Raw genomic sequence first — 20,327 nt, forward strand, 5'->3', positions numbered from 1 at the left:
TGCTAAGGAGAGTTGATGGGGCCCTAATTTGACTCGTGTGCTTGAGCATAGGTATCACAGAGCAATGGAGAATGGCTTCATCCTTTATAGTGGCTTCGACCTCGCGCATAGTCTAAAACTGGAGAATTATACTGCTCGAAGCGATCACAACTATTGAATATAATAGAATGAATACTATACTATCAGGTCAAAGCCTCGTCGATACGCTTAGAGAGCATTGTGACCAAGCTAAAGAACGAATCTGGATAGCTTCTCCCTATATTGGGAATTTCAAAGATGTACAGAAGATCATTGGTGGGAACTGGATGCGTAGCCACATAGATTTTCGGGTACTAACTGATGTCGAGTCTGGCTTTATTCGGCATGATACCTACACCGGATTCATAGCAAGCCCCCATACCGAGATTCGTAGTCTGTTCAACTTGCATGCAAAAATCTACCTCATTGATGATTGGTGTCTCCTGACTTCTGCGAACCTTACAGGCATGGCGTTCAGTGCTAGGCACGAAGTCGGGCAGGTGGTGTCTGGCCCAGAGCAGGTGGTCAAGCTCTTTGATCAATGGTGGAGGAAGGCTCAGGCGGTCTCATCGGTGCCCAAGTCTCTTCCCAACTCTCTGGCAGATAGAGAGGACTTGTCTAAGCTACCTCAGTATACCTCTGGGGCAAGTGACCAGTTCCTTAAAAAATGCGATCAGTTCAAGGAGTTTGCCTCTCTATACGAATCCGTCACTGGACGTAATCAACAGATGGTCAGCGATGGGTTCACTCTGTATGAAGAGGTCGACTACTTCTTTAACTATCTCTACCATGATCATCCCGACAAGCCATCAAAGGAGTATACTGAGGATGTGCGATCATTAACTTCGAGGAAGGTGAAGCAAGAGATTCGTCACTACTTTAAGTTAATGTCAATGTCCTATGCGCCTGGAAGTGGACTGTTGCGCTTAGAGCGGAGGGATTGCATCCGTAAGATCCTCCCTTTTAAGGCTGTTGACTCTCCTCGAGAGGAGGAGATAGAGGAAGTTTTGGATTGTCTACACTCCGTATGCAGCTATGGATGGACTAAGTCCAATATCCTTGATGAGAATGATCCACGAAGAATAGCAAGGGCATGGAATAAACTAATCAATGCCCCCTTTATCAATGCCCAGCTCATTAAAGAGGTTATTGCGGAGATCAAGTACTTTGGGATGTCCTCTGCCTGCGAACTTATTGGTTGGTATTACTATGATACGTATCCTAAGATCAATCGTAACTCTGAGAGTGGCATGAGATTCTTCGGATACACTATCTAGTTGAGGCACGGTCTTCCCCTAATTCATTCGAGAGGCTATCAAGCGAGAGATTCGCTTGGTAGCCTCTTCTCCTACGCCCCAGAGCATTGTCTCCCGTCAGTGGACAGTGATCTTTCAGTTACTTCTCATTGCTATCCCCCATGAAACACCGATTTCCTTTAGTCGAAGAATATCAGAATCCGTAAGATAACCAGCACAAATGTATTTGCGAACATGGACAAAGAAATTACATTCGAAAAGTTATCCGAAGCGGTAACGTATCTAACCGAACAGGTCTCTGCCATCAAAGAGATGGTTTCGGCATTGCGCCCTCCTATACCTGAAGAGAAGCCTCTCATCGGTATAGATGAAGCGTGTGCAATTATTCAGAAAGCTAAACCGACCATCTATGCTCTCGTCCGTAAGGGGATTATCCCTGCTTACAAACGAGGCAAGAAGCTCTATTTCTATAAAGAAGAGCTACTGCAATGGGTAGAAAGTGGACGTAAAGGCATTCCTTATGCGCCCTCCTCGGAGGAACAATTAGCCTCAATAAGAGCAGGTGTCCGACAGAAGCCTAAATCATTCAAAGGATAATGGGCTATGGAAGAACAAACAATCGTGCCAGAAGTCCTGCTGGATAAAGCCATCGAATTGGGGTTGTCATTCTCAGACTCTGCTTTTCCCATTGGTATCTTTCCATCTCAGATACGAAACATCATTGCTGAAGTCCACGAGTGTCAAGGCTTTCCTATCGACTATATTGCATCGGCAATGCTGGTGGCTATCGCTGTAGGCATCGGGAATACATACCTTGTTCAGCTCAAACGAGGTTGGCAAGAGAGTGCAATGCTTTATGTGGCATTAGTTGGACGCCCTAGCACGAACAAAAGTCATCCGCTTAGCTTTGCGATGAAGCCTTTTCTTGATTTTGACTATCAGGAGAACAAACTCTACGAACAAGCCTACTCTGAGTATGACAATGTTGTACGGATGAGCCGTAAGGAGCGTATAGAGGCTGGTCATTCAGAGCAACCTACAGAACCGATACGAAGAAGATTTATCGTCTCCGATATCACACCCGAAGGTTTGAGTTTTATCCATGCTCAGAATAAGCGAGGTCTTTTCTTGTGGACGGATGAACTTTCGGCTTGGTTCAAGAACTTCAATCGCTACAATAGCGGTTCCGAGGAGCAGTTTTAGCTCTCTGTGTTCAGTGTTAAAGCGATCATCAGTGATCGTAAGGGAAATCGGAGTTCCATTTTTATCAAGCGTCCCTATATCTCTGTTGTAGGCACCATCCAAAAGAAGATACTCGGAGAACTATCTAAGAGAGAACGCTCCAGTAATGGTTTTATAGACCGTATCCTTTTTGTGATGCCCAATCTACAGCAGAAAGCACGATGGAGCAGAACGGAACTCCCAGAAAGCACCGCAGGAAGATGGTCAAGCATCATTCAGCAACTTATTGAGATACCTTACTCCAAAGACGAAGAGGGCGAACTACTTCCTGAGATTATCCCCTTTGCCGAAGATGCTAAGGCTAGACTTTATATGTGGCAAGAGGAGCATGCCAAACTCTGCGATACCGAACCCAACGAAACTCTCGTCGGAGTTTACTATAAGAAGAGTCAGAACAGGCAAGATTATGCTCTACAATCCTGAGACTGGCAAGCGAGTAAAGCAGCCATTCAACCATATCACATGGGTACATAGTCTGCTCAAACGCCCAAACTACAACCTTAGTCAATGCTTTTTCGGAGAGCATCTTCTTGATGCCGACAAGCATAAACCAATCGCTCTGGTTGAGAGCGAAAAGACGGCACTCATTGCCTCTCATTATCTACCTCAATATCTGTGGTTGGCAACTGGCGGAAAGCACGGATATTTCAAAAGCAGCAATCTCGTTCCTCTCTTCGAGCGTCAAGTAGTTCTCTTCCCCGACCTCGGAGCAACGGACTATTGGCAGGAGAAACTAAAGATGATGCAGAGCCTCGGAATGGAGGTGCAGCTCTTCGATTATTTGGAGAAACACGCTCCTCTTCAAGACCAGCAAGCTGGCTACGATATTGCGGATTACCTCCTCCAAATCAAAAAAACAAACGAGTGTGCTGAAAGACCTCATTCGGCAAAATCCCAACCTCCAACTTCTGATCGATAAACTCGGACTTCGGGTCGTGAAAGAGCAAAGATTGGCACAACCTCTTCCACAGAAGAGAAGACTGTATAGGTAGAGAAGTAAGTTTGTGTTTTGGGTAACCCAAAACCTCCTCAACGCCCATCAAATAGGGCGAAATAATCCCGATGGTCTCATCAATAAAACGAAAGGAACAATGACAACAGAAGACAAAAAGAAAGGGGGACGCCCCCTAAAAAACTATCCGAGAAGAGAAGCTACTCCGTCCTACTCAAACTGAATACGATGGAGTACTTCACCCTCAAAAGTAAAGCCTCAGAGGCAGGTATCAATAAGAATGAATTTCTGAGAATGCTCATCTCTGAGAGTTTCATCAAGCCAAGAGTTACTCCTGAACAGATGCAAGAGATACGCCAGCTCTCGGGAATAGCAAACAACATCAACCAAATAGCTCATCGCCTTCGCACTTTTGGTATCTCTACCATGCCAACAGAGCTACGAATGCTCAAACTTTTAGTCGATGAACAACTCAAAGCTCTGAAATCATGATTGCCAAGATAATCAAAGGAACATCCTTTTCTGGAGTGCTTGCCTATATCCTCGGAAAGCAAAAGGGAAAAGCAAGAGTTCTCTATGCAGAAGGAGTTATGAGGGATACTTCGTCCCACGAGATAGCCAACGACTTTGCACTACAAGCCTCAATGCGTCCTAATGTGAAGAAGCCTGTCTGTCATACTATCTTGAGCTTTTCGGATGAAGATGCTAAGCGACTGGATGACAAGACGATGAATAACTTGGCACTACAATACTTGCAAAAGATGGGCTACGGAGATACGCAATATCTCATTGTACGCCATCTCGACAGAGAGCATCCCCACGTACACATCTGCATCAATCGTATAGACAACAACGGCAAGACAATTCCTGACAGCAACGAAAAGTATCGCTCAACAAAGGTCTGCAAAGAAATCACCGAGGCTAACCAACTAAAATGGGGCGAAGGAAAAGAGGCTGTAAAACGTCATAGGCTTCGAGGAAATGACCGACTTCGGTATGAAATCTTCGATACTATCAAAACCGTACTACCTCGATGCCAGAATTGGGACGAACTCTATTCTGCTCTGAGATGCCAAGGGATAGACATACAATTCAAGACAAAAGGACAGATCGATCAGATAGAGGGCGTACTCTTCAGCAAAGATGGAGTGAACTTTAGCGGTTCTCACACCGACCGCTCATGTAGCTACTCCAAACTCACCTTTGCTTTAGAACAAAATGCAATGCAAGCTCTTTCTCCACCTCTACACTCCTCTGAGACAGAAAGTTTTATCGGAGAGCTGGGTGAAGCCATAGAAGATCTTGGCGAGAGGCTATTCGATCGCAATGCGCCTGCCGTAGATGTCGCAGAACTTGTATTCCAACGTAAACTAAGAAATCAAGCTAATAAGAAACTAAAACGTAGAAAATTATGAACGAACAAATGAACATCCTTCTCGAAGTACTCGAGGAAATCAAGCAACAGAACAGAGAACTCAAAGCGAGTGTCTCCAACCTCGCATCTCAACCAATCTCAACAACTACATCATCAGAAGAGGATGGCATCTCTCTTACGGATGTAGCACGCCTTATTGGGCAAAAGATTGAGATAGAAGGCAAATTCAAGAGTGAACTAACAGATGTCGCTATCGTTCTTGGAAAACGAATTCGAGAAATTAAAGATGGCATCACAAAGACCCAAGAGCGACAAGCCGAAAGCATAGCCTCTCTATCCGAGAAAATCCAAGAAACTCAATCTCCTACAACAGTCAAGAAGTACTACCTCTTTGATGTCAAGCGATGGGTGGAGTGGCTCATTTGGAGTATATCAATCATTCTCCTAGCTTGCACCATCGGCTGGGCAGTGTATCTTCGCAATGCCAATCAGACTCTCGAAAGTTACGCTCTACGCTACCGCATCCTACGTATGGAGCAAGGCTACAATAATCCCACAATCGCCCATCTCGACAGCCTCTTCTCCTCCAAAGACTCCTCCGACTCCATTCGCCAACTCTGCCACCAAGTCACCAACTACGAACTCGCAATCCAACGCCAAGCTGAACTCTCCCTCCAGCAACAACAACTTATTAGAGAGCAGGAAACGCTGTCTAAGAAGCTAAAACAATAAAAACAGACTCCCCCACGTAATGCATTTAAGCAATACGTGGGGGAGTATTTCCAATAGCATCGTCAGATAATTCTCACACATTCACGACAAAAAGCCTCTTCATTTATTAATAGCTGAAGAACTCTTCTAAAGTTACTCATCTCATTGTCCTCCGCAAGTTGTTGCTGACTACTCTTTCCAATATGACCAACCCTGAAATACATGTCAATTGCTTTATCAATGCCACTAAGGATTGTCGGCATATCATAGATTTCTAAAATATTACCTTCTGCTTTTGCGACAAAATGTATGGGATAGTGTCTATGCCCTGTGGTCATTTTTGCTTCATGAAGTCCCTGTTTTCTATAGAATAGCATGGCACTTTTCTTTATATCGGCATCTAGAGTATCAGGTATCTTGATATAGAGAATCCCTCCTTTATATATTCTACCCTCTAACTCTAAATTAGATGTGCTCATAATCCATTCAGCTGCAAGTTTAACAAATCCCTCAAAATAGGAAATTGCAATTACAGTCGAAGGCAAAAGTCCTAGATGTCCCAAGTTCAGATTCTCATCAATTTGTTTCTTCAGTTTTTTCAATCCTTGTTCCAAAGAATCTGTTGCCATCTTCTCTCCCTGTTCATTTATCTCTACCTCGTAGCGTGTTTGTGTGATACCTAACATGTCTGTCGGGATCTTAACAGCATTTTCAGCAATAACAAATGCACGATCGAGCCCCACTCTTCCTAGAAAAAGACCATATTCAAATAGGATATTGTCTCGTGGAGTTTCAAAGCTTTTATCTCGTATGGTCGCCTCATCGTCTGCCGAGAAAACCATAAAGCCAAAATCAAACAAACTAGCAGATTTGACTAAAGTATCCAAAAAGGACTCATTATTTTTGAATACATCATCCGTCCAAAGGAAGCAGTCGTAATCTGGAGAGAAATACCTCTTAACTCGCTTTGCTACTTCAAGTCCTTCTGTAGAGGAGCCTATAAAAATTCTTGGCTTCATCGTTTATCCAATTCTGTTTCGATCTGATACACTTCAAGTCCTAACGCCTTTAGTGCTTCCACCTTCTCGGGCTTCCCACGAAAAACGTATTCATCACCAACAACTGACGTCAGTTCTCCTGCCTTATAGTCGGTACACAAATAGTATATCGTAGACAGCAGAACACGAACCAGTCCTCTATAATCGAGATTGATATAGTCTAGTACGGGGATAGAATAGCATATCGCATTGATATCAAAGCTCGTTAAAGGGATATTTAGATCAGAATCTGTTCTTACATTCTTCAAGAAGCGAATCATTTTCTTGAGGCGTCCATTGGTCTCTGCACTTCTCGAATTTATCCTTGAAATACTTAGAAAAGGATAATCAGGTCCTTCCGTATACCCTTTATCTTTATTGTATATCTTGATTCCTAGCTCTTCTTTAGGCATATCATGCAAAACATAACTAAGGGATTGAAACCATGAGGATGTTACGATATCTACATCACGATTCAAATGCTTATTTCTTATTTTTACAGCTTTAGCATGTGAGGTATCACAGTCATCATAGATGTATTTCATCGTCCTTTCAATACCTGCCCTAAGATTACCCAAGTCTTCTGAACTATTACCCTGGTATGAATAAAATGATTGGTCGTAGCTCCTTAGTCGAGAAAGTTCTTCCGTAGTATATAAGTATTGCCTTTGCAACTCTTCCCTAACTCTATGTATATCACTGCCATAAAACTTTTCACAAAGTACCAAAAGGTCAATATCACTGACACCTTTAATGTGAGTATCCGTCATTACTGAGCCTTGATACTCAAACGAGACATCTCTCAATACTCTTTCCAAATGAACTTTTGCTGCTTCCCCAGCCTCCTTTGTCTTTCGAGTATAATCCTCATCGACTGCACACATTGCTTTCTTTACATACTGAACTACGTCTCTGTCTGTAGATTGCAAACCACTATTACTAAAGTGTCTAGTCTCAAAAAGAGGAACTCTTTCAGGGTTATACCTATTTGAGAGAGTTACAAGCTTACTTTTATAATCCATATTAAAAACAAGTTATTTAAATTATCCTCTACAAAGGTAATAGTAAACTATGCACCCTATCTTCACACTTCCGTTTCGGGTCAAAAAACTTACAATTTGTCCTTTAGATCCTCGGCACTAACCATCGTAGCATAGAGGTAGAGGGCGACGGCAGCATGTAACGCTGTAGGGAGCAGATCGGCTGGAAGATCCACTGCTATATGACTTTCTTTGTTACGCCAATCATATACCACTCGATAGCACTGCTTAAAGGTATCATATTTCGGATTTTTGCTGTGATACAAACGCTCTATTTGGGGAAAGTGTCTTACTGTATCAAGTAAGGCTGGCTCCTTGCCAGTGGCAGTGAGAGGTACGGGGGCACCCTCTTTGAGCCAATAGATTTTCTTAAGGAAAGCCTCAAAACGTCCTACGAGTTCAGAATACCACGAGCGATAATCTTCCTCACGATGTTCGGCACGATAGAGACAATTGAGTGTTCGCTTCAGTATCTTGTCGAGAGCTTGCAAGTCAGGGATTGTCTCCGCATGAATGATACCGAAGAAGAGGCGAAGCACTTCATCAAACTCTACATAATGCTCTCCGTCACAGAAATCTGCAAAATCTTTCTGAAACTCCTCTTGAATCCTCTGTTTGAGTTCATTCTCATCGTAAGGAGGATTGACAGCTTGGCGCACTTTCTCACGAATCATTTCATTGAGATGCTGTTGAAAATCGTGGTTCGTAAAGTAGTGTTGCATGAGCTCTGTGTGCGTCAGCGTCATCTGTGTCACCTCGTTTTGCGTCGACTCATCGCAGTTTTGATTAGCTGTGGCTTCATCATTGCGGAGCATGGCATTGCGTACATCATCGTTGTTCTTGACACGCTCGGTCAACTCCTCAACTTGTTTACGAACAAGCTCACTATCTTGCCAATCAATATTTCCAAAGAGCTCATTAAACTCCGACTCTATGACGCTGAGATATTGCATATCTTCCTCCATCACTCCTGAAAAGGATGAGGTGGGTACAGGCTCTATCTCGCTATCTACATTTTGTAGCTGTATATTTCGTTCCTCTTGTTTCTGTAAGCGATAAGCGTCAAAATCTACGGACTCTATAAGCCCCTTGGTGAGATCATCGACTCCCAACGTAGGAAGTTTAGGAAGAAGCAAAGAAAGAACGGTTTTTTTCTTCTCCCAATCAATACTTCCCTCAGGCATCACAGTGGAAAGGAAGTCGTAGGTACGGACATAAGCCTTGATGGAACTCTTGCAAGCTACCTTACTCTCGTCATCGAGGGCCACAAAGCGCTCTTTCATCGTATCAAGTAGAGGGTCTATCTTCTCTCGTTGTGTTCCTGTCCAGTAGAAGGAATTGAGCGTTTCTACTTCATAAAGAGTATAGAGGTCGTACTGTTCTATTTCGCCCAATAGATCGTTGAGCTTGTTGGGGTCAGTTTCTCTACTCAAAAGCGTAGTCTTGTAGAAGGGCTGAAATGCTGTCTCTATCTCCTCACTTGTATTGACAAAATCGAGCACAAAGGTCTCCTCTTTCTTGGGGCGTTTGCGATTGAGGCGCGAGAGGGTTTGTACAGCCTTGACGCCTGCCAAAGGTTTATCGACATACATCGTGTGTAGCAGAGGCTCGTCATATCCTGTTTGAAACTTATCGGCGACAATGAGGAAGCGATAACTACCTGTACGGAACTTTGCCTCTATCTCTGTAGAGGGGAACCCGTTGAGTGAAGCCTCTGTAACACGTCTCCCATGGTAATCGACCTCTCCGCTAAAAGCAATTATAGCCTGATACTGAGAGCCACGCTCCGCAAGAAGTATTTTGACTTCCTGATAGTAATCGATGGCACGAACAATGCCTGCGGTGCAAATCATACAGCGAGCCTCTCCTCCTATACGGTGGGCAACAGCATGGTGGAAGTGCTCTACCATGACCTCAGCCTTCTGCCTGATGGTCTCGGGTTGGCTCTCCACGAAATAACGGAGCTTACGCATCGCTTGCTTACGCTCAAACTCAGGATCGTCCTCAATAGCCTTACGTATCTTGTAATAGCTCTGATAAGTCGTGTAATTGTTCAGTACATCATGAATGAAACCTTCTTCAATCGCTTGTTTCATCGTATAGACATAGCAGGGGCGATGCCCTACTTCGCCATCTTCACGCTCAAAGGGTGTACCAAAGATTTCGAGCGTTTTATTTTTAGGCGTAGCGGTGAAAGCGTAAAAGTTGGCATTGCTCGCCATTTGACGCCCCTCTATATGCTGCTGGATAAGGGCATTCACCTCATCTTCCGTATCCAGTTCCTCACTATCTTGTGTGCCAGCAAGCGTCTGATTGACTGCAGCACTCATCCTGCCACTCTGGCTGGAATGAGCTTCATCAATGATGACTGCAAAGCGACGACTTGCAAGGTCTTGGTTGATCGTAGAGAGGATGAAGGAAAACTTTTGTACCGTCGTAATAATGATCTTTGTACCGCTCTCAAGCAATTGGCGGAGTTTATTGCTCGAGTCGCTCCACCCAACAAGGTGCTCACTGTGCGTGAAAGCTTTGATGTTGTTGCGTGTTTGCTTGTCGAGATTCTTGCGGTCGGTAATGATGATGACACTATCGAAAAGAGCTCGATTCTCTTGCAAAAGCTCTACCAGCTGATAGGCCAACCAAGCAATGCTATTAGACTTACCCGATCCTGCAGAGTGCTGTACGAGATAACGCTGCCCTATGCCATTAGTGCGACTAACCTTGAGTAGCTGTCGCACCACTTCAAGCTGATGCCAGCGTGGCCAAATCACCTTGGTACTCTGTCGACCACTCTCTGTCCTCTCATGGACGACCTGTGCATAATGCTCGAGGATGTCGCTCAAGCTCTCTTTCTTTAAGATCTCCTCCCATAGGTAGGCCGTGCGAAGTCCGTTGGGCTTAAGAGGGTTGCCTGCTCCATCCTCATTGCCTTTGTTGAAAGGAAGGAACCAGCTATCACGCCCCGAGAGCTTGGTACACATTTCTACCGTCTCGTCGTCAAGGGCAAAGTGTACAGCACAGCGACCAACACCAAAGAGCAACTCCTTAGGGTCTCTGTCACTACGATATTGTGCCACAGCGTGGGCTGTGCTCTGGCAAGTAAGCTGATTTTTAAGCTCCATAGTAAGGATGGGTAGACCATTGATAAGAATGACCATATCTACCGATTGTCCTGAGCGCACAGAGCTATAGTGAAGCTGGCGAATAACCGTAAATCTGTTTAGAGCATAACGTTTCTGCGCCTGCTCACTAAGCTCAGAGGGCAGAGGCATATAGAGTTCAAAGGTTTGGCTCAAATGCTTAACGCCCTTTCGCAAAACATCTACCACGCCACGCTTCGTGATTTCATCGCGCAGACGCTCGAAGAATTTACGACGATTGGCCGCAGTTTCAAATACGCGCGAAGAGGCGATTAGCTCGGGTTGCGTGGCACGCAAGAAAGTTTCGAGGCGACTAAGAACCATTCCGTAGGTCTTATCGTAGTCGTCACTCACGTCCAAGCCATACCCTTGGTGCTTGGTAAGATAGTTTGTGATGAGATCCTCAAGGGATTTTTCATTCAATATGGTTGGCATAAACATAAAATCTTAAGAGGGTTGAACATTAATGCGCCCCGTTACGGCATCGGCGATAAGTGTTTGCTTTAGCTCACGCACTCGGGCTATTTCTTGCTCTGTCATGGCAATGAGGCGATCGATTTTCTCCGTCTTACGGTTGATATAGGTCACTATTGCCTCTTGCTCGGATGGAGGTGGGAGAGGAAGCTTTTGGTTCTTCAAATCTTTGTAAGATAGCGTAAGTCTAATACCCGCCCCCATTCCATGAAATAGCTTCATGGAGTCCATAGCCTTAAAGAGCAGGCAGTAGTAGTTGTAGTTAATACCTTTACGAGGAGAAAGAGTAAGATATGCCGAAGTAATAATTCCCTTTTGGGGGGCTATGGCTACACGCTGTGATACAAAGTCGTAATTAAGATTTAGCCCATTGATTACAATGTCATTTTCTCGAAGTAGAGTGTATTTCATGTAGGTGTCAACAAGCTCTTGAGGGGTGATGTTTTCATCTTTCCGGATGAGGCTCCCATAGTTGAACTTGTAAGCTTCAGTACATTCTAAATCAGAATTCAATAACCTATTCTCTCCAAAGCATCTCCCTAAACGTTTCACCTCCCAATGCTCAGGTATATCCCCGATCCAAGGGATACCCGATGGGCGGAGGGGAACTTCGGGATTGATGCCTCGGGTTACAGCCTTGGCAATGATCGCTTGCTTGAGCTCTCGAAGGTAAGCGATCTGAGCCTCTTGATTTGCCACCAAGTTATCCATCTGCGCTACCTTCTCCTCCAAATATGCGACTATCGTTTCCTGCTCGGAGAGAGGAGGAAGAAGAAGAAAGCTTTTTTTTAGTATAGTCTTTGTTACACTATATACCTTGATCCCATTAACCATGGATCGAACAGATTTCCTCCAATCTCTTGATTGAAATAAGTAAGCAAAGTATTTGGGAAATGGAAGTCCTTTAGGACGTGCGATTATGGTGTGGTATCCTGCAAAAAGAGGCTCTATATAATTATTATAGGCATTGTTGCCAACACCTTCTAAATCTTCAGAAGTGTCAGCAAAGACAATATCATGTAGCTTTAGGAGGGATTGAGAGTTTGTTCGTAAATAATCTGTTGCAACTTTACGAACGAGCTCTTCCTTGATGGAGGTTCCAGTATTCAGCTTTGAATGGATTTGTCCATAGCTAATTACTGCTATTCCCTCTTCTTGCAAATCTGTTTTTGTGATTGATAGGCCTTTCCCAAAGGAGAAATAACGCCCGAAAGCCCCCTCCTCCCAATGCTCAGGTATCTCCCCTATCCAAGAGATACTGCTCTCCTTATATTTATCGTATCGTTTCATCTTTGGCGGCTTATAGTTCAAGAATAGAAGCAAGCAGACCATCTGTTTCCTGCTCGATTTGACGTATATCGGCTGTAATCTCCTCAATGGAGCGAAGCTCGGTAGGGCGATAGAAATACTTCGTAAAGGATAGCTCGTAGCCTATCTTTGTCTCTTGCTCTGCCACATAGGCATCAGGCGCATAGGGCAAGACCTCGCGTTGCATGAAAGCCTCGATTCCTCCTTCGTAACCGAGTGGTATTTGCTCCGTATCGCGAAGAGCCTTGTCTGCCTCGCCTTGTACGGGCTGACAGGTGGGGTCGGTGGAGGTAATGAGGGCACGAAGTTTTTTGAGCAAAGTTTTTGTCATCTTTCCCAGAGCCTTAGTATAGGCATCCCAATCGTCTAAAGGCGTGCCTTCGGGCACCTTTGCCATTGCTTCTCGGCAAACCTCTAACTCTTTCGCAGATAGGCTACTCAAATCTGCATCAGGGTGTATGCGTAGACGCAGAGGGCGGTCTACCGTAATCTCCCAATAGCCAAACTCGTTGTTGGGAAAGATTTTACTCTCAGGGGTTTCCTCAAAGCGCATCAGTAGCTCCACAATTTTTGCCCTGTCGGCTTCGCTTGTCTCGCAGTTCTTCTCTCCGAGATTCTTACGTAGGGGAGTCTTGATAGCGGTAGCATCAATGAGCTGCACTTTGCCACGCCGACGGGGGGCTTTGCGATTGGTCACAATCCAGATAAAAGTTCCTATACCTGTATTGTAAAAAGACTTCTCAGGCATGGCTATGATGGCCTCAAGGAGGTCGTTCTCTATGATGTAGCGACGCAGATTGCTCTCGCCACCGCCCGCGTCCCCCGTGAAGAGGCTTGAACCGTTGTGCACCTCTACAATACGTGTGCCGAGCTCGCTATCTTCTTTCATGCGAGAGAGGTTGTTCGCTAAGAAAAGCATCTGTGGGTCGCCTATGTTTGGCACGAAACTCAGTGGCTCACCACCTCTTCCATCTGACAGTACGAAACGAGCATCCGAGATACGGTCTTTCTCTTTATCGCTAAGTCCCCAAGCTTTTAAGTCCTCTTTCCAAGGCGTACCAAAGGGCGGATTAGAGATACAGAAATCGAAGTGCATGCCGGGGTGCCCATCGCGGCTAATCGTCGAGCCGTTATAGAACCGCTCGCGCTCTGCTCCTGCATGCTTGTAAGAGAAGCTACTTCCTTCGGACGAAAGCATCAGGTCTGCTTTGCAGGTGGCGTAAGTCTCAGGCTGTAGCTCCTGCCCATAGAGGTCTATCTTAACCTGCTTGTTCTGTCGCTCTGCGATGGCCCGTATGCTCTGCTCTGCAACCGAGAGGATGCCTCCCGTACCGCAAGCAGCGTCATAGATGCTATACGTAGCCGACTCTATATGACCTGCAATGGGCAATACGGCAATGTCTGCGAGTAAGGCTACATAATCGCGAGGTGTGAAATGCTCTCCTGCCTCCGTAACGCTATTCTCTTCGTTGAACTTACGCAATAGTTGTTCAAAAAGCGTTCCTATTGTGTGATTGTCAACGCCTGGGTGTAGTATTTCACCCTCGGCATTGCGTATAGGGTGTATCCCGAGATTAATATTCTCATCGGTAAACTTTTCAATAAGTGTACCGAGACGGGCAGCGTCACTGAGATTGTCCACCTGCTGCTTAAACCTAAACTTCTCGACGATGTCTTGCACATCTTTGGAAAATCCATCGAGATACTCCAAGAAATTCTGTTTGAGGCGTAGGGTGTTGGTCTCCCCCCTAAGCGTACTCATCGTGAAGGGTGATGTATTGCAAAAGGGGTAGCCCGTCGTCTGAAAGAGGATTTTCTCTTGTACCTCCTCGTTAAGCTTCATTCCCATGAGCTTGTCCCTCTGCTCTCGAACGACCTTATGCGTCGGCTCAAGGAGTATGTCTAAGCGTCGTAAGACCATCATCGGGAGGATGATCTTCTTGTAATCGCCCTTGGGAAAAGCATTTACAAGTACATCGTTGGCTATATTCCAAATGAAAGAGAAAAGCTGGTTATATTGTTGCGTATTCATTATTCTTTACTGATGATTTATTATTTCATTTGCAAACTTAAAACTAAGCTATGCAGTCTATCTACACAGTTTGATACAAGTTATAAGTGGCTTTAATTTTCTCGGCTATTTCGGAGCGGAAACTCTCTGGGGCAAGCACCTCTACATCTGGTCCAAATGAAAAGATTTGTTGCGTTAGTTCAGGAGTTGGAATAACAGAAATCGAGATGGTACAAGGAGTACTCAATAGCTTCTGAGAAGCATGTATCGGTTTAGAACTCACATAGGGGAATCTTTTCTCTGAGAACCGTAAAATAAGTTCAATCGGCTTCTGTGAGTCATAAGGAACAGAAATGCCCACGATATGCTCAAAATAAGCCCCAAAATCAATATCCTCATTAGGGATAAACTCTTCGTCAAGAGCCTTAACCTCTTTGATCCGATCTAAAGCATATGTTTCTATTCTTCTCTTCTCCGAGTTTAATCCCAAAAGAAACCACCTATTATTATATTGCTTCATAAAATAAGGATGAACGGGACAAATACGCTTTGTTTTACCATATGGTTCATAAGCCAGTTCAACGGCTTGATGATGAAGTGTGGCATCAATGAGGTTGGAAAGATGCTCTAAACCTTGTAGCTGCTCATTTTCCTCAAAGGCTATGACTAGCTTGGTGTCGCTCTTGATTCCAAATCGATATTCAAGATTAGAGAGAACCTCCTCTAACCAAGCGTGAGTCGTACTGCCTCGAAAGCGTCCCAACATATCTATTACGGATTGGAGTGTCTGGACTTCCTTTACAGACAGATGGTTGTTGTAGAGAGAATAGCTGTCATCAGAGTAGTGTATATAATGCATCCTACTTGGTCCCTTGTACGATTCAATGGGAGCGCAATAAGGACGGAAAGTCAGTTCTTCCAAATCTTTTTGAATAGTACGCTTGCTAACAGTCTTTCCTTGTAAATCCAATAATTGCCGATTTACCTCATCAACCAAGTCATAAATAGTATACTTTCTTAGTCTATTACTCAGACAGCGGTCAATAATGCGGTAGCGCATCTCTGCATCTTTATTTGTAGGCATAGAGAAAAGGCTTTTTATTTATTACTCCTGTATGAGATTAGTTCTATGTACTGTTCCTGCATCTCTTGAGGGAGGAAACTCTGGCGGATGCAGGCTTCCCATTCGGGGAGAATACGTTGGAAGCGAGCGAAGATGTTGTCGCACACTTTTTCATCCAGACCTGAGGCTATCATTGCTTCGACGAAGTGCTGGCGGGTGAGTTTGCGCTTTTTGCCACAGAGGGTCAGTGCAAGTTCTTCTGTATCCTCGGGAATAACGAGAGCCGTAGACAACAGATCATAGGCTGGAGTGAGTTGATATTCGTTGCCCATTGGCGCATAGAGCGAGTAATTCTTGAGGTGCATATCCGCATTACCTATCAGCCACGAAAAAAGTACCTGCTCCCAATACTTGACAAGGTCAAGTTTAGGCACAGAGCTATACTTGGAGATGAGTTTGGCTATCTGCTCGTGTGAACCTTTGTATTTATACTCCGTCAAACGCTCTGAGAGCTGACACATATCTTCCATTGGGAGTTTTTCGCCCTGCTCTGTTCGGTCTATGCGACGAGTGATATAGCATAGTTCGCCATCGCTGAATCGCATCAGTCCATGAGGAACTGTTTCAATCTTGGCAATCTCTGCAAGGCGCATCGACACATCCTCCAATTCGGGGAGGTACGGATAACGCTCTGTTTGAGGTTTAAGAATAAACCGTCCCCACAAGCCCACAATGGTAAATCGCTTGGGCGAATTGCTCATCTGATCAAAGTCGAGAGATAGCTTGGGTTGTACTCCTGTCACTGTGGTCTGCGAACGAACGACCTCGTCAGCCAACGCTCGTACTTCGCTACTTGTATATGGCAATATCGGAGCTTGGGACGTCCCAAACAATTTGCGACAACACTTGGCATGGTAATCCACCTCTCCATCAACCAAAGGTTCGTAGCAGTATAGGCATCTATTCTTCATCTTCAATCGTTTTTAGAGGTTCGATACTTACCGCTCCAATGCAGTCTCGGCAACAAGCCAACAGCAAAGCCATTCGATCTCTTGCGTCTATCTTCCAATTCTTCTGAGCAATATCTAACAGCCATCCCTCAGGAATAAGTCCGTCAAAGAATGGATGAAGCGTATTACTTTGGAAAGGTTCTTCTCGCAAAGGCATCGTTAGGCTTATTCCTTGAGCTTCGGGCATAGTGAGATAGTCCTTGTCGTAAGCAAAGGAATAGCCTTCATCACTTTCTGTGAGGATGCCTGCCTTGAGGCTTTTCCAATAAACAATTGCCTGTTTCATACGTCATCTCCTTCTCGTTTCATCGGCACAGGACCACACTCCGAGCCAAAGAGTTCAAAGATTTTATTGACCTTGTCGAGGCGGAGCGTGGTCTTACCCTGCTCGAGTTCACGCACGAAGCGTAGCCCCACTCCTGCTTTCTCGGATAGGTCTACTTGTGTCAGTTTATATTTCTTCCGCATCTCCTTCACGTACTGCGCTATAACTGTCTTTGCTACCATCTTTCATCAATTATCTGAAGTACCACACTCTGAATATGTACCCAAAATGCCATTTTCGGGTACATACTCAAGGCATATCACTTCACTATGCAGACTCACTCCACCAAAGTCATTATATACCTTATTAGTGGCAAATATAAGAAATACAAATCGATTATACCCCTTTTCGGGGATATTATCCTCAGCAAAAGAAGAAATTATACCCAATAGGGAGTGCTATGACATTTTTCTTGCATCATTTTGCTTTGATATGCTCCAAAATAGGTACTTTTGCAGTGAACAAGCGTGCTAAAAACAAATGGGAGGTATTATGATTAGCTGATTAATAGGCAATACCGACAAAGATAAGATTGAAAGATTGAGAACTAAGCTATGCGGTACAAGCACGTAACCACCTATAAAACAGTTAGATAAAACTGATTTTTCATTTATTTTAGGGTGCTTTGTACCGATTAAATAGCTAATCGCCTAAGTGATAGAAGGGTAATGATGCTGCATCGGCAAGTAATCATAGCTTGAGATAAGCAAGCATAGGCTACTAATATCAACGAATAAAGGCGTTCGCAATGAACGCCTTTATTCATTGGCCATGCCCCACTAGATATCATTCTTTACCTTGCAGAGGGTGGGATTGTACCCTCCTACTCTCTCTTTCCTATGATGCTCTTGATTTTCTTGATCATGGCAGAGGCATACTGCATCATACCATAGTCCGAAGGATGCACATAGTCTATCCAAGCATCTGGAGTCAAGCCTAGCTCCTCTCTGGAGAGGTAGAAGAGATTCTTCACTCCTCCCTTCTGGAGCTGCAAATAAGCCTCTTGCTGCGCTTGATTGCAGCGTGCACTCTGCTCTCCTTGCGCTTGGTGGGTCAAGGTGTTGCTATTCCCAGCATGTTCTACGACAAGGATGGCAACATTCGGCACCTTGCTGATACGATGCACTGCATTCTTCATTCGCCTGATGATCTCATCGCTACCGATAGCTACCATATTCGGCATACAATCCAATATGACTAGCTCAGGATACTGCTCACAGATGAGTTCTATGATTTCGCACTCCAGCTTCCCATTGCCCGAGAATCCAAGGTTGATCAAAGGTCGCTCCAACTTTCGCCCCACGATATTCGCCCAGGCCATAGCGGGTCGAGAAGCGCAAGCCCCTTGAGCGATTGAAGTACCATATAAGACAATGGGACACTCCTTGACTGCGGGGACAAAGGAAAAGCTAGAGCCTTCTGGCACACCGATCTCTAAATGGGAGACCTCGTTGTAAAGTGGCAAATAGAGGATGTACTCGGTATCCTTCCCAACCTGTATTCCTCTATCAACTCTATACTTGTACTGAATAGTATCTCCAAAGCTATAAGTGCCAAAGCAAAATGCCATGTCTTCGTAGCAGTATAGGTCGACTCCCGACACTCCAGTGGATGGCATGTGGGGCATATTTAGAGGTTGTGCGACCTCATAGCGCACGCTGATGTCCTGCGCATTGGTCTTAAAGCGAATAGACAAGCCTGCTTATTGACAGGAGAGTTACCACACCTTCTCCCTCACCAGATCCTTAACTCTGTTCGGAAATCTATGGTAGTTGCCCCCATCTTCATTCCATCCTTGGTTTTGAATGTAGGTCGATCCGCTCGTTTGCATAGGGTCGTACCAAGCCGTTTGCCGGAAGCATTCGGTGAGCACCGTCAAGAGAATGACGGCAATAGTCCATAGCTGTTTCATCTTAATCTTCTTATTGCCCGCTGGAGGTAGAAATGGAAGGCATGCCCCTTGGAACACGGGAGCTCGTTGGGAATTCGCTAAATATGGGCAGATCAGTGGTTTCATTTGGAGAAGCAGCCTCATGAAGAGGCACTCTTTTACAGGTGGTTTCACCAAGATAGCTACCGCAATGGCAAAAGGAGCTTCTTTGTTACCTACCTCCAAAGAATGAAAGCATCCTTGATAGCAGCTCAAACTTAAATGAAACAGCTCAGCTAACCAAATGGGAAGGTTCTTCCCTAGACGGAGATTCCAGCATAACCTAATACGAAGTATAACATAGCTCTTACCGATAAGCAGACTAACAAGCACCCTAAATGAATGGAACAGTCGAAGCGCTTAATCTCACTGCAATGCGAGAGAATATCCTATCCCCCTCCGTCTTAATTGATGCACTTCTCCTAGAGGAGCTTATGGGAAGCTATACCAAGAAGAAGCTACTAAGATTGGCAGGCATACACTCGAGCATTAATATCAGAAGGATGGCTCCTTAGCAGTAAGTATCCCCCTTTCAATAGGTACTTGGACAGAATGCAAAGAAGGAGCTACTGTAGGTTGCTAGCAACCCCTATAATGGGTCCCGTTTGCGACCCATCATGGGTTCCTCCTGTTACCCATGATGGGTCACTTCTACGACCTATGATGGATCAGCTCAGATCTATCAGAGCCCCCCTTTGACTCTCCGACTAAGCGGCCCCATGCAACAGTATCTGAGATCAGAAAATCTGAATATAATATACAAAGAATCTATCCCTCCCAACTTGACACATTGAGCGAAAAGTACTATCTTTGCGCCAGCTTCAGACAAGGGCATAGTCCTCTGAATGAAGCTAGACCAACGGAGAGATGGCAGAGTGGTCGAATGTGGCGGTCTCGAAATCCGTTGTACCGCAAGGTACCGGGGGTTCGAATCCCTCTCTCTCCGCAATAAAGGGTGTAAATCAGCAGGTTATGCGATTTACACCCTTTTCTACACCCAGAAATACCGATAGCTTATAAGACGACAAGCCGAGCCCTTGGAGCTTCTTGATGGAGCCCAAAGGGCTCGGCTTGTTTTCTCTCATTTGCCTGATACTTCCTCCCCTTTCCCAGGCTATTCGGACGTGCTCATTTCGCCTATACATTTGCAGTGTCAGAGCCATTCAAGACGATGCTTGAAGACTCTCGAAGACTCATAAAGATACATTCAAGTGGATTGACACCGCAACGTATAAGCAACTATGACACTAAACGAACTCCTCGAGAAGCCCGTATGGCAGATGAAGGGTGAAGAACTACTCTTCCTCACCCAACAGAAAGTAATGCAACCAGAGGGAGCAGAATCCGAGATGTCTTCCGCCAAAGAAGAAAGACACTTCGTTTACGGGCTATCTGGACTTGCCCGGCTTTTTGGGTGTAGCCTCCCCACAGCCAA

Annotated in this window: 16 protein-coding genes, 1 tRNA gene and 2 pseudogenes; 9 read left to right on the forward strand and 10 right to left on the reverse strand. The window is 44.9% G+C overall.

Translation table 11 applies throughout. From position 1 onward, the window contains the following. Positions 1-167: 167 nt before the first annotated feature. The 7 genes and pseudogenes from Q0336_RS04660 to Q0336_RS04690 all read left to right on the forward strand — a co-directional run bounded on the left by Q0336_RS04660 (position 168) and on the right by Q0336_RS04690 (position 5,575). Positions 168-1,295, forward strand: coding sequence for a phospholipase D family protein (locus tag Q0336_RS04660; protein ID WP_298526175.1), 1,128 nt, complete (start codon positions 168-170; stop codon positions 1,293-1,295). 213 nt (positions 1,296-1,508) lie between these two features. Further along, a complete protein-coding gene (locus Q0336_RS04665; protein ID WP_298526177.1) occupies positions 1,509-1,871 on the forward strand; it encodes a helix-turn-helix domain-containing protein in 363 nt (120 codons plus the stop codon). Positions 1,872-1,877: 6 nt separating this feature from the next. Continuing rightward, positions 1,878-2,900 (forward strand): annotated as a pseudogene (locus tag Q0336_RS04670) (DUF3987 domain-containing protein); the annotation flags it as partial. Between the two features lie 22 nt (positions 2,901-2,922). Next, entirely contained in the window at positions 2,923-3,435 is a 513-nt protein-coding gene (locus Q0336_RS04675; RefSeq protein WP_298526179.1) for a DUF6371 domain-containing protein, read from the forward strand. Positions 3,436-3,621: 186 nt separating this feature from the next. Beyond that, positions 3,622-3,960, forward strand: a pseudogene (locus Q0336_RS04680) (MobC family plasmid mobilization relaxosome protein); the annotation flags it as partial. Next, positions 3,957-4,883: a relaxase/mobilization nuclease domain-containing protein gene (locus Q0336_RS04685; RefSeq protein WP_298526182.1), complete on the forward strand. Its 927-nt coding sequence runs from the start codon at positions 3,957-3,959 to the stop codon at positions 4,881-4,883. The pseudogene Q0336_RS04680 and the gene Q0336_RS04685, both read left to right, overlap by 4 nt. Beyond that, a complete protein-coding gene (locus tag Q0336_RS04690; RefSeq protein WP_298526184.1) occupies positions 4,880-5,575 on the forward strand; it encodes a hypothetical protein in 696 nt (231 codons plus the stop codon). The genes Q0336_RS04685 and Q0336_RS04690 overlap by 4 nt, the downstream gene beginning before the upstream one ends. A gap of 62 nt (positions 5,576-5,637) precedes the next feature. Here Q0336_RS04690 and Q0336_RS04695 read toward each other — a convergent pair whose 3' ends face one another. From Q0336_RS04695 to Q0336_RS04740, 10 genes are all read right to left on the reverse strand, one after another. Next, a complete protein-coding gene (locus tag Q0336_RS04695; protein ID WP_298526186.1) occupies positions 5,638-6,573 on the reverse strand; it encodes an STING domain-containing protein in 936 nt (311 codons plus the stop codon). Beyond that, entirely contained in the window at positions 6,570-7,613 is a 1,044-nt protein-coding gene (locus Q0336_RS04700) for a hypothetical protein (RefSeq protein ID WP_298526188.1), read from the reverse strand. Before Q0336_RS04700 ends, Q0336_RS04695 begins: the two co-directional genes overlap by 4 nt. Positions 7,614-7,702: 89 nt before the next feature. After that, positions 7,703-11,212 carry a DEAD/DEAH box helicase family protein gene (locus Q0336_RS04705; protein WP_298526190.1) on the reverse strand — a complete coding sequence of 1,170 codons (3,510 nt, stop codon included), beginning with the start codon at positions 11,210-11,212 and terminating at the stop codon, positions 7,703-7,705. Positions 11,213-11,218: 6 nt separating this feature from the next. Beyond that, positions 11,219-12,535 carry a restriction endonuclease subunit S gene (locus Q0336_RS04710; RefSeq protein ID WP_298526192.1) on the reverse strand — a complete coding sequence of 439 codons (1,317 nt, stop codon included), beginning with the start codon at positions 12,533-12,535 and terminating at the stop codon, positions 11,219-11,221. A 10-nt stretch (positions 12,536-12,545) separates the two neighbouring features. After that, positions 12,546-14,585 (reverse strand): class I SAM-dependent DNA methyltransferase, encoded by a 2,040-nt coding sequence (locus tag Q0336_RS04715; protein WP_298526194.1) that lies wholly within the window; start codon positions 14,583-14,585, stop codon positions 12,546-12,548. 61 nt (positions 14,586-14,646) lie between these two features. Continuing rightward, complete coding sequence (locus tag Q0336_RS04720) at positions 14,647-15,648, reverse strand: WYL domain-containing protein (protein WP_298526196.1); 1,002 nt, start codon at positions 15,646-15,648, stop codon at positions 14,647-14,649. Between the two features lie 14 nt (positions 15,649-15,662). Further along, the gene (locus tag Q0336_RS04725) at positions 15,663-16,598 is read right to left on the reverse strand and encodes a HipA domain-containing protein (RefSeq protein ID WP_298526198.1); all 936 of its coding nucleotides are present in this window, start codon (positions 16,596-16,598) and stop codon (positions 15,663-15,665) included. Further along, entirely contained in the window at positions 16,588-16,923 is a 336-nt protein-coding gene (locus Q0336_RS04730; protein WP_298526200.1) for a HipA N-terminal domain-containing protein, read from the reverse strand. Before Q0336_RS04730 ends, Q0336_RS04725 begins: the two co-directional genes overlap by 11 nt. Continuing rightward, a complete protein-coding gene (locus Q0336_RS04735) occupies positions 16,920-17,144 on the reverse strand; it encodes a helix-turn-helix transcriptional regulator (protein ID WP_298526201.1) in 225 nt (74 codons plus the stop codon). The genes Q0336_RS04730 and Q0336_RS04735 overlap by 4 nt, the downstream gene beginning before the upstream one ends. Positions 17,145-17,785: 641 nt before the next feature. Then, a complete protein-coding gene (locus Q0336_RS04740; RefSeq protein ID WP_366139526.1) occupies positions 17,786-18,658 on the reverse strand; it encodes an SGNH/GDSL hydrolase family protein in 873 nt (290 codons plus the stop codon). A gap of 1,095 nt (positions 18,659-19,753) precedes the next feature. Here Q0336_RS04740 and Q0336_RS04745 point away from each other — a divergent pair. After that, positions 19,754-19,838: transfer RNA gene (locus tag Q0336_RS04745), tRNA-Ser, on the forward strand. 295 nt (positions 19,839-20,133) lie between these two features. Beyond that, a partial coding sequence (locus Q0336_RS04750; protein ID WP_298526205.1) for a DUF3853 family protein occupies positions 20,134-20,327 on the forward strand: 194 nt, incomplete at its 3' end.

The organism is uncultured Porphyromonas sp. (genome assembly GCF_938039215.1).
Taxonomy (GTDB): Bacteria; Bacteroidota; Bacteroidia; order Bacteroidales; family Porphyromonadaceae; genus Porphyromonas.

What these genes read in the sequence shown, in the direction of transcription:
- Q0336_RS04660 (WP_298526175.1), top strand. Translation starts at nt 168, where the DNA reads ATGAATACTATACTATCAGGTCAAAGCCTCGTCGATACGCTTAGAGAG.
- Q0336_RS04665 (WP_298526177.1), top strand. Translation starts at nt 1,509, where the DNA reads ATGGACAAAGAAATTACATTCGAAAAGTTATCCGAAGCGGTAACGTAT.
- Q0336_RS04675 (WP_298526179.1), top strand. Translation starts at nt 2,923, where the DNA reads ATGCTCTACAATCCTGAGACTGGCAAGCGAGTAAAGCAGCCATTCAAC.
- Q0336_RS04685 (WP_298526182.1), top strand. Translation starts at nt 3,957, where the DNA reads ATGATTGCCAAGATAATCAAAGGAACATCCTTTTCTGGAGTGCTTGCC.
- Q0336_RS04690 (WP_298526184.1), top strand. Translation starts at nt 4,880, where the DNA reads ATGAACGAACAAATGAACATCCTTCTCGAAGTACTCGAGGAAATCAAG.
- Q0336_RS04695 (WP_298526186.1), bottom strand. Translation starts at nt 6,573, where the DNA reads ATGAAGCCAAGAATTTTTATAGGCTCCTCTACAGAAGGACTTGAAGTA.
- Q0336_RS04700 (WP_298526188.1), bottom strand. Translation starts at nt 7,613, where the DNA reads ATGGATTATAAAAGTAAGCTTGTAACTCTCTCAAATAGGTATAACCCT.
- Q0336_RS04705 (WP_298526190.1), bottom strand. Translation starts at nt 11,212, where the DNA reads ATGTTTATGCCAACCATATTGAATGAAAAATCCCTTGAGGATCTCATC.
- Q0336_RS04710 (WP_298526192.1), bottom strand. Translation starts at nt 12,535, where the DNA reads ATGAAACGATACGATAAATATAAGGAGAGCAGTATCTCTTGGATAGGG.
- Q0336_RS04715 (WP_298526194.1), bottom strand. Translation starts at nt 14,585, where the DNA reads ATGAATACGCAACAATATAACCAGCTTTTCTCTTTCATTTGGAATATA.
- Q0336_RS04720 (WP_298526196.1), bottom strand. Translation starts at nt 15,648, where the DNA reads ATGCCTACAAATAAAGATGCAGAGATGCGCTACCGCATTATTGACCGC.
- Q0336_RS04725 (WP_298526198.1), bottom strand. Translation starts at nt 16,598, where the DNA reads ATGAAGAATAGATGCCTATACTGCTACGAACCTTTGGTTGATGGAGAG.
- Q0336_RS04730 (WP_298526200.1), bottom strand. Translation starts at nt 16,923, where the DNA reads ATGAAACAGGCAATTGTTTATTGGAAAAGCCTCAAGGCAGGCATCCTC.
- Q0336_RS04735 (WP_298526201.1), bottom strand. Translation starts at nt 17,144, where the DNA reads ATGGTAGCAAAGACAGTTATAGCGCAGTACGTGAAGGAGATGCGGAAG.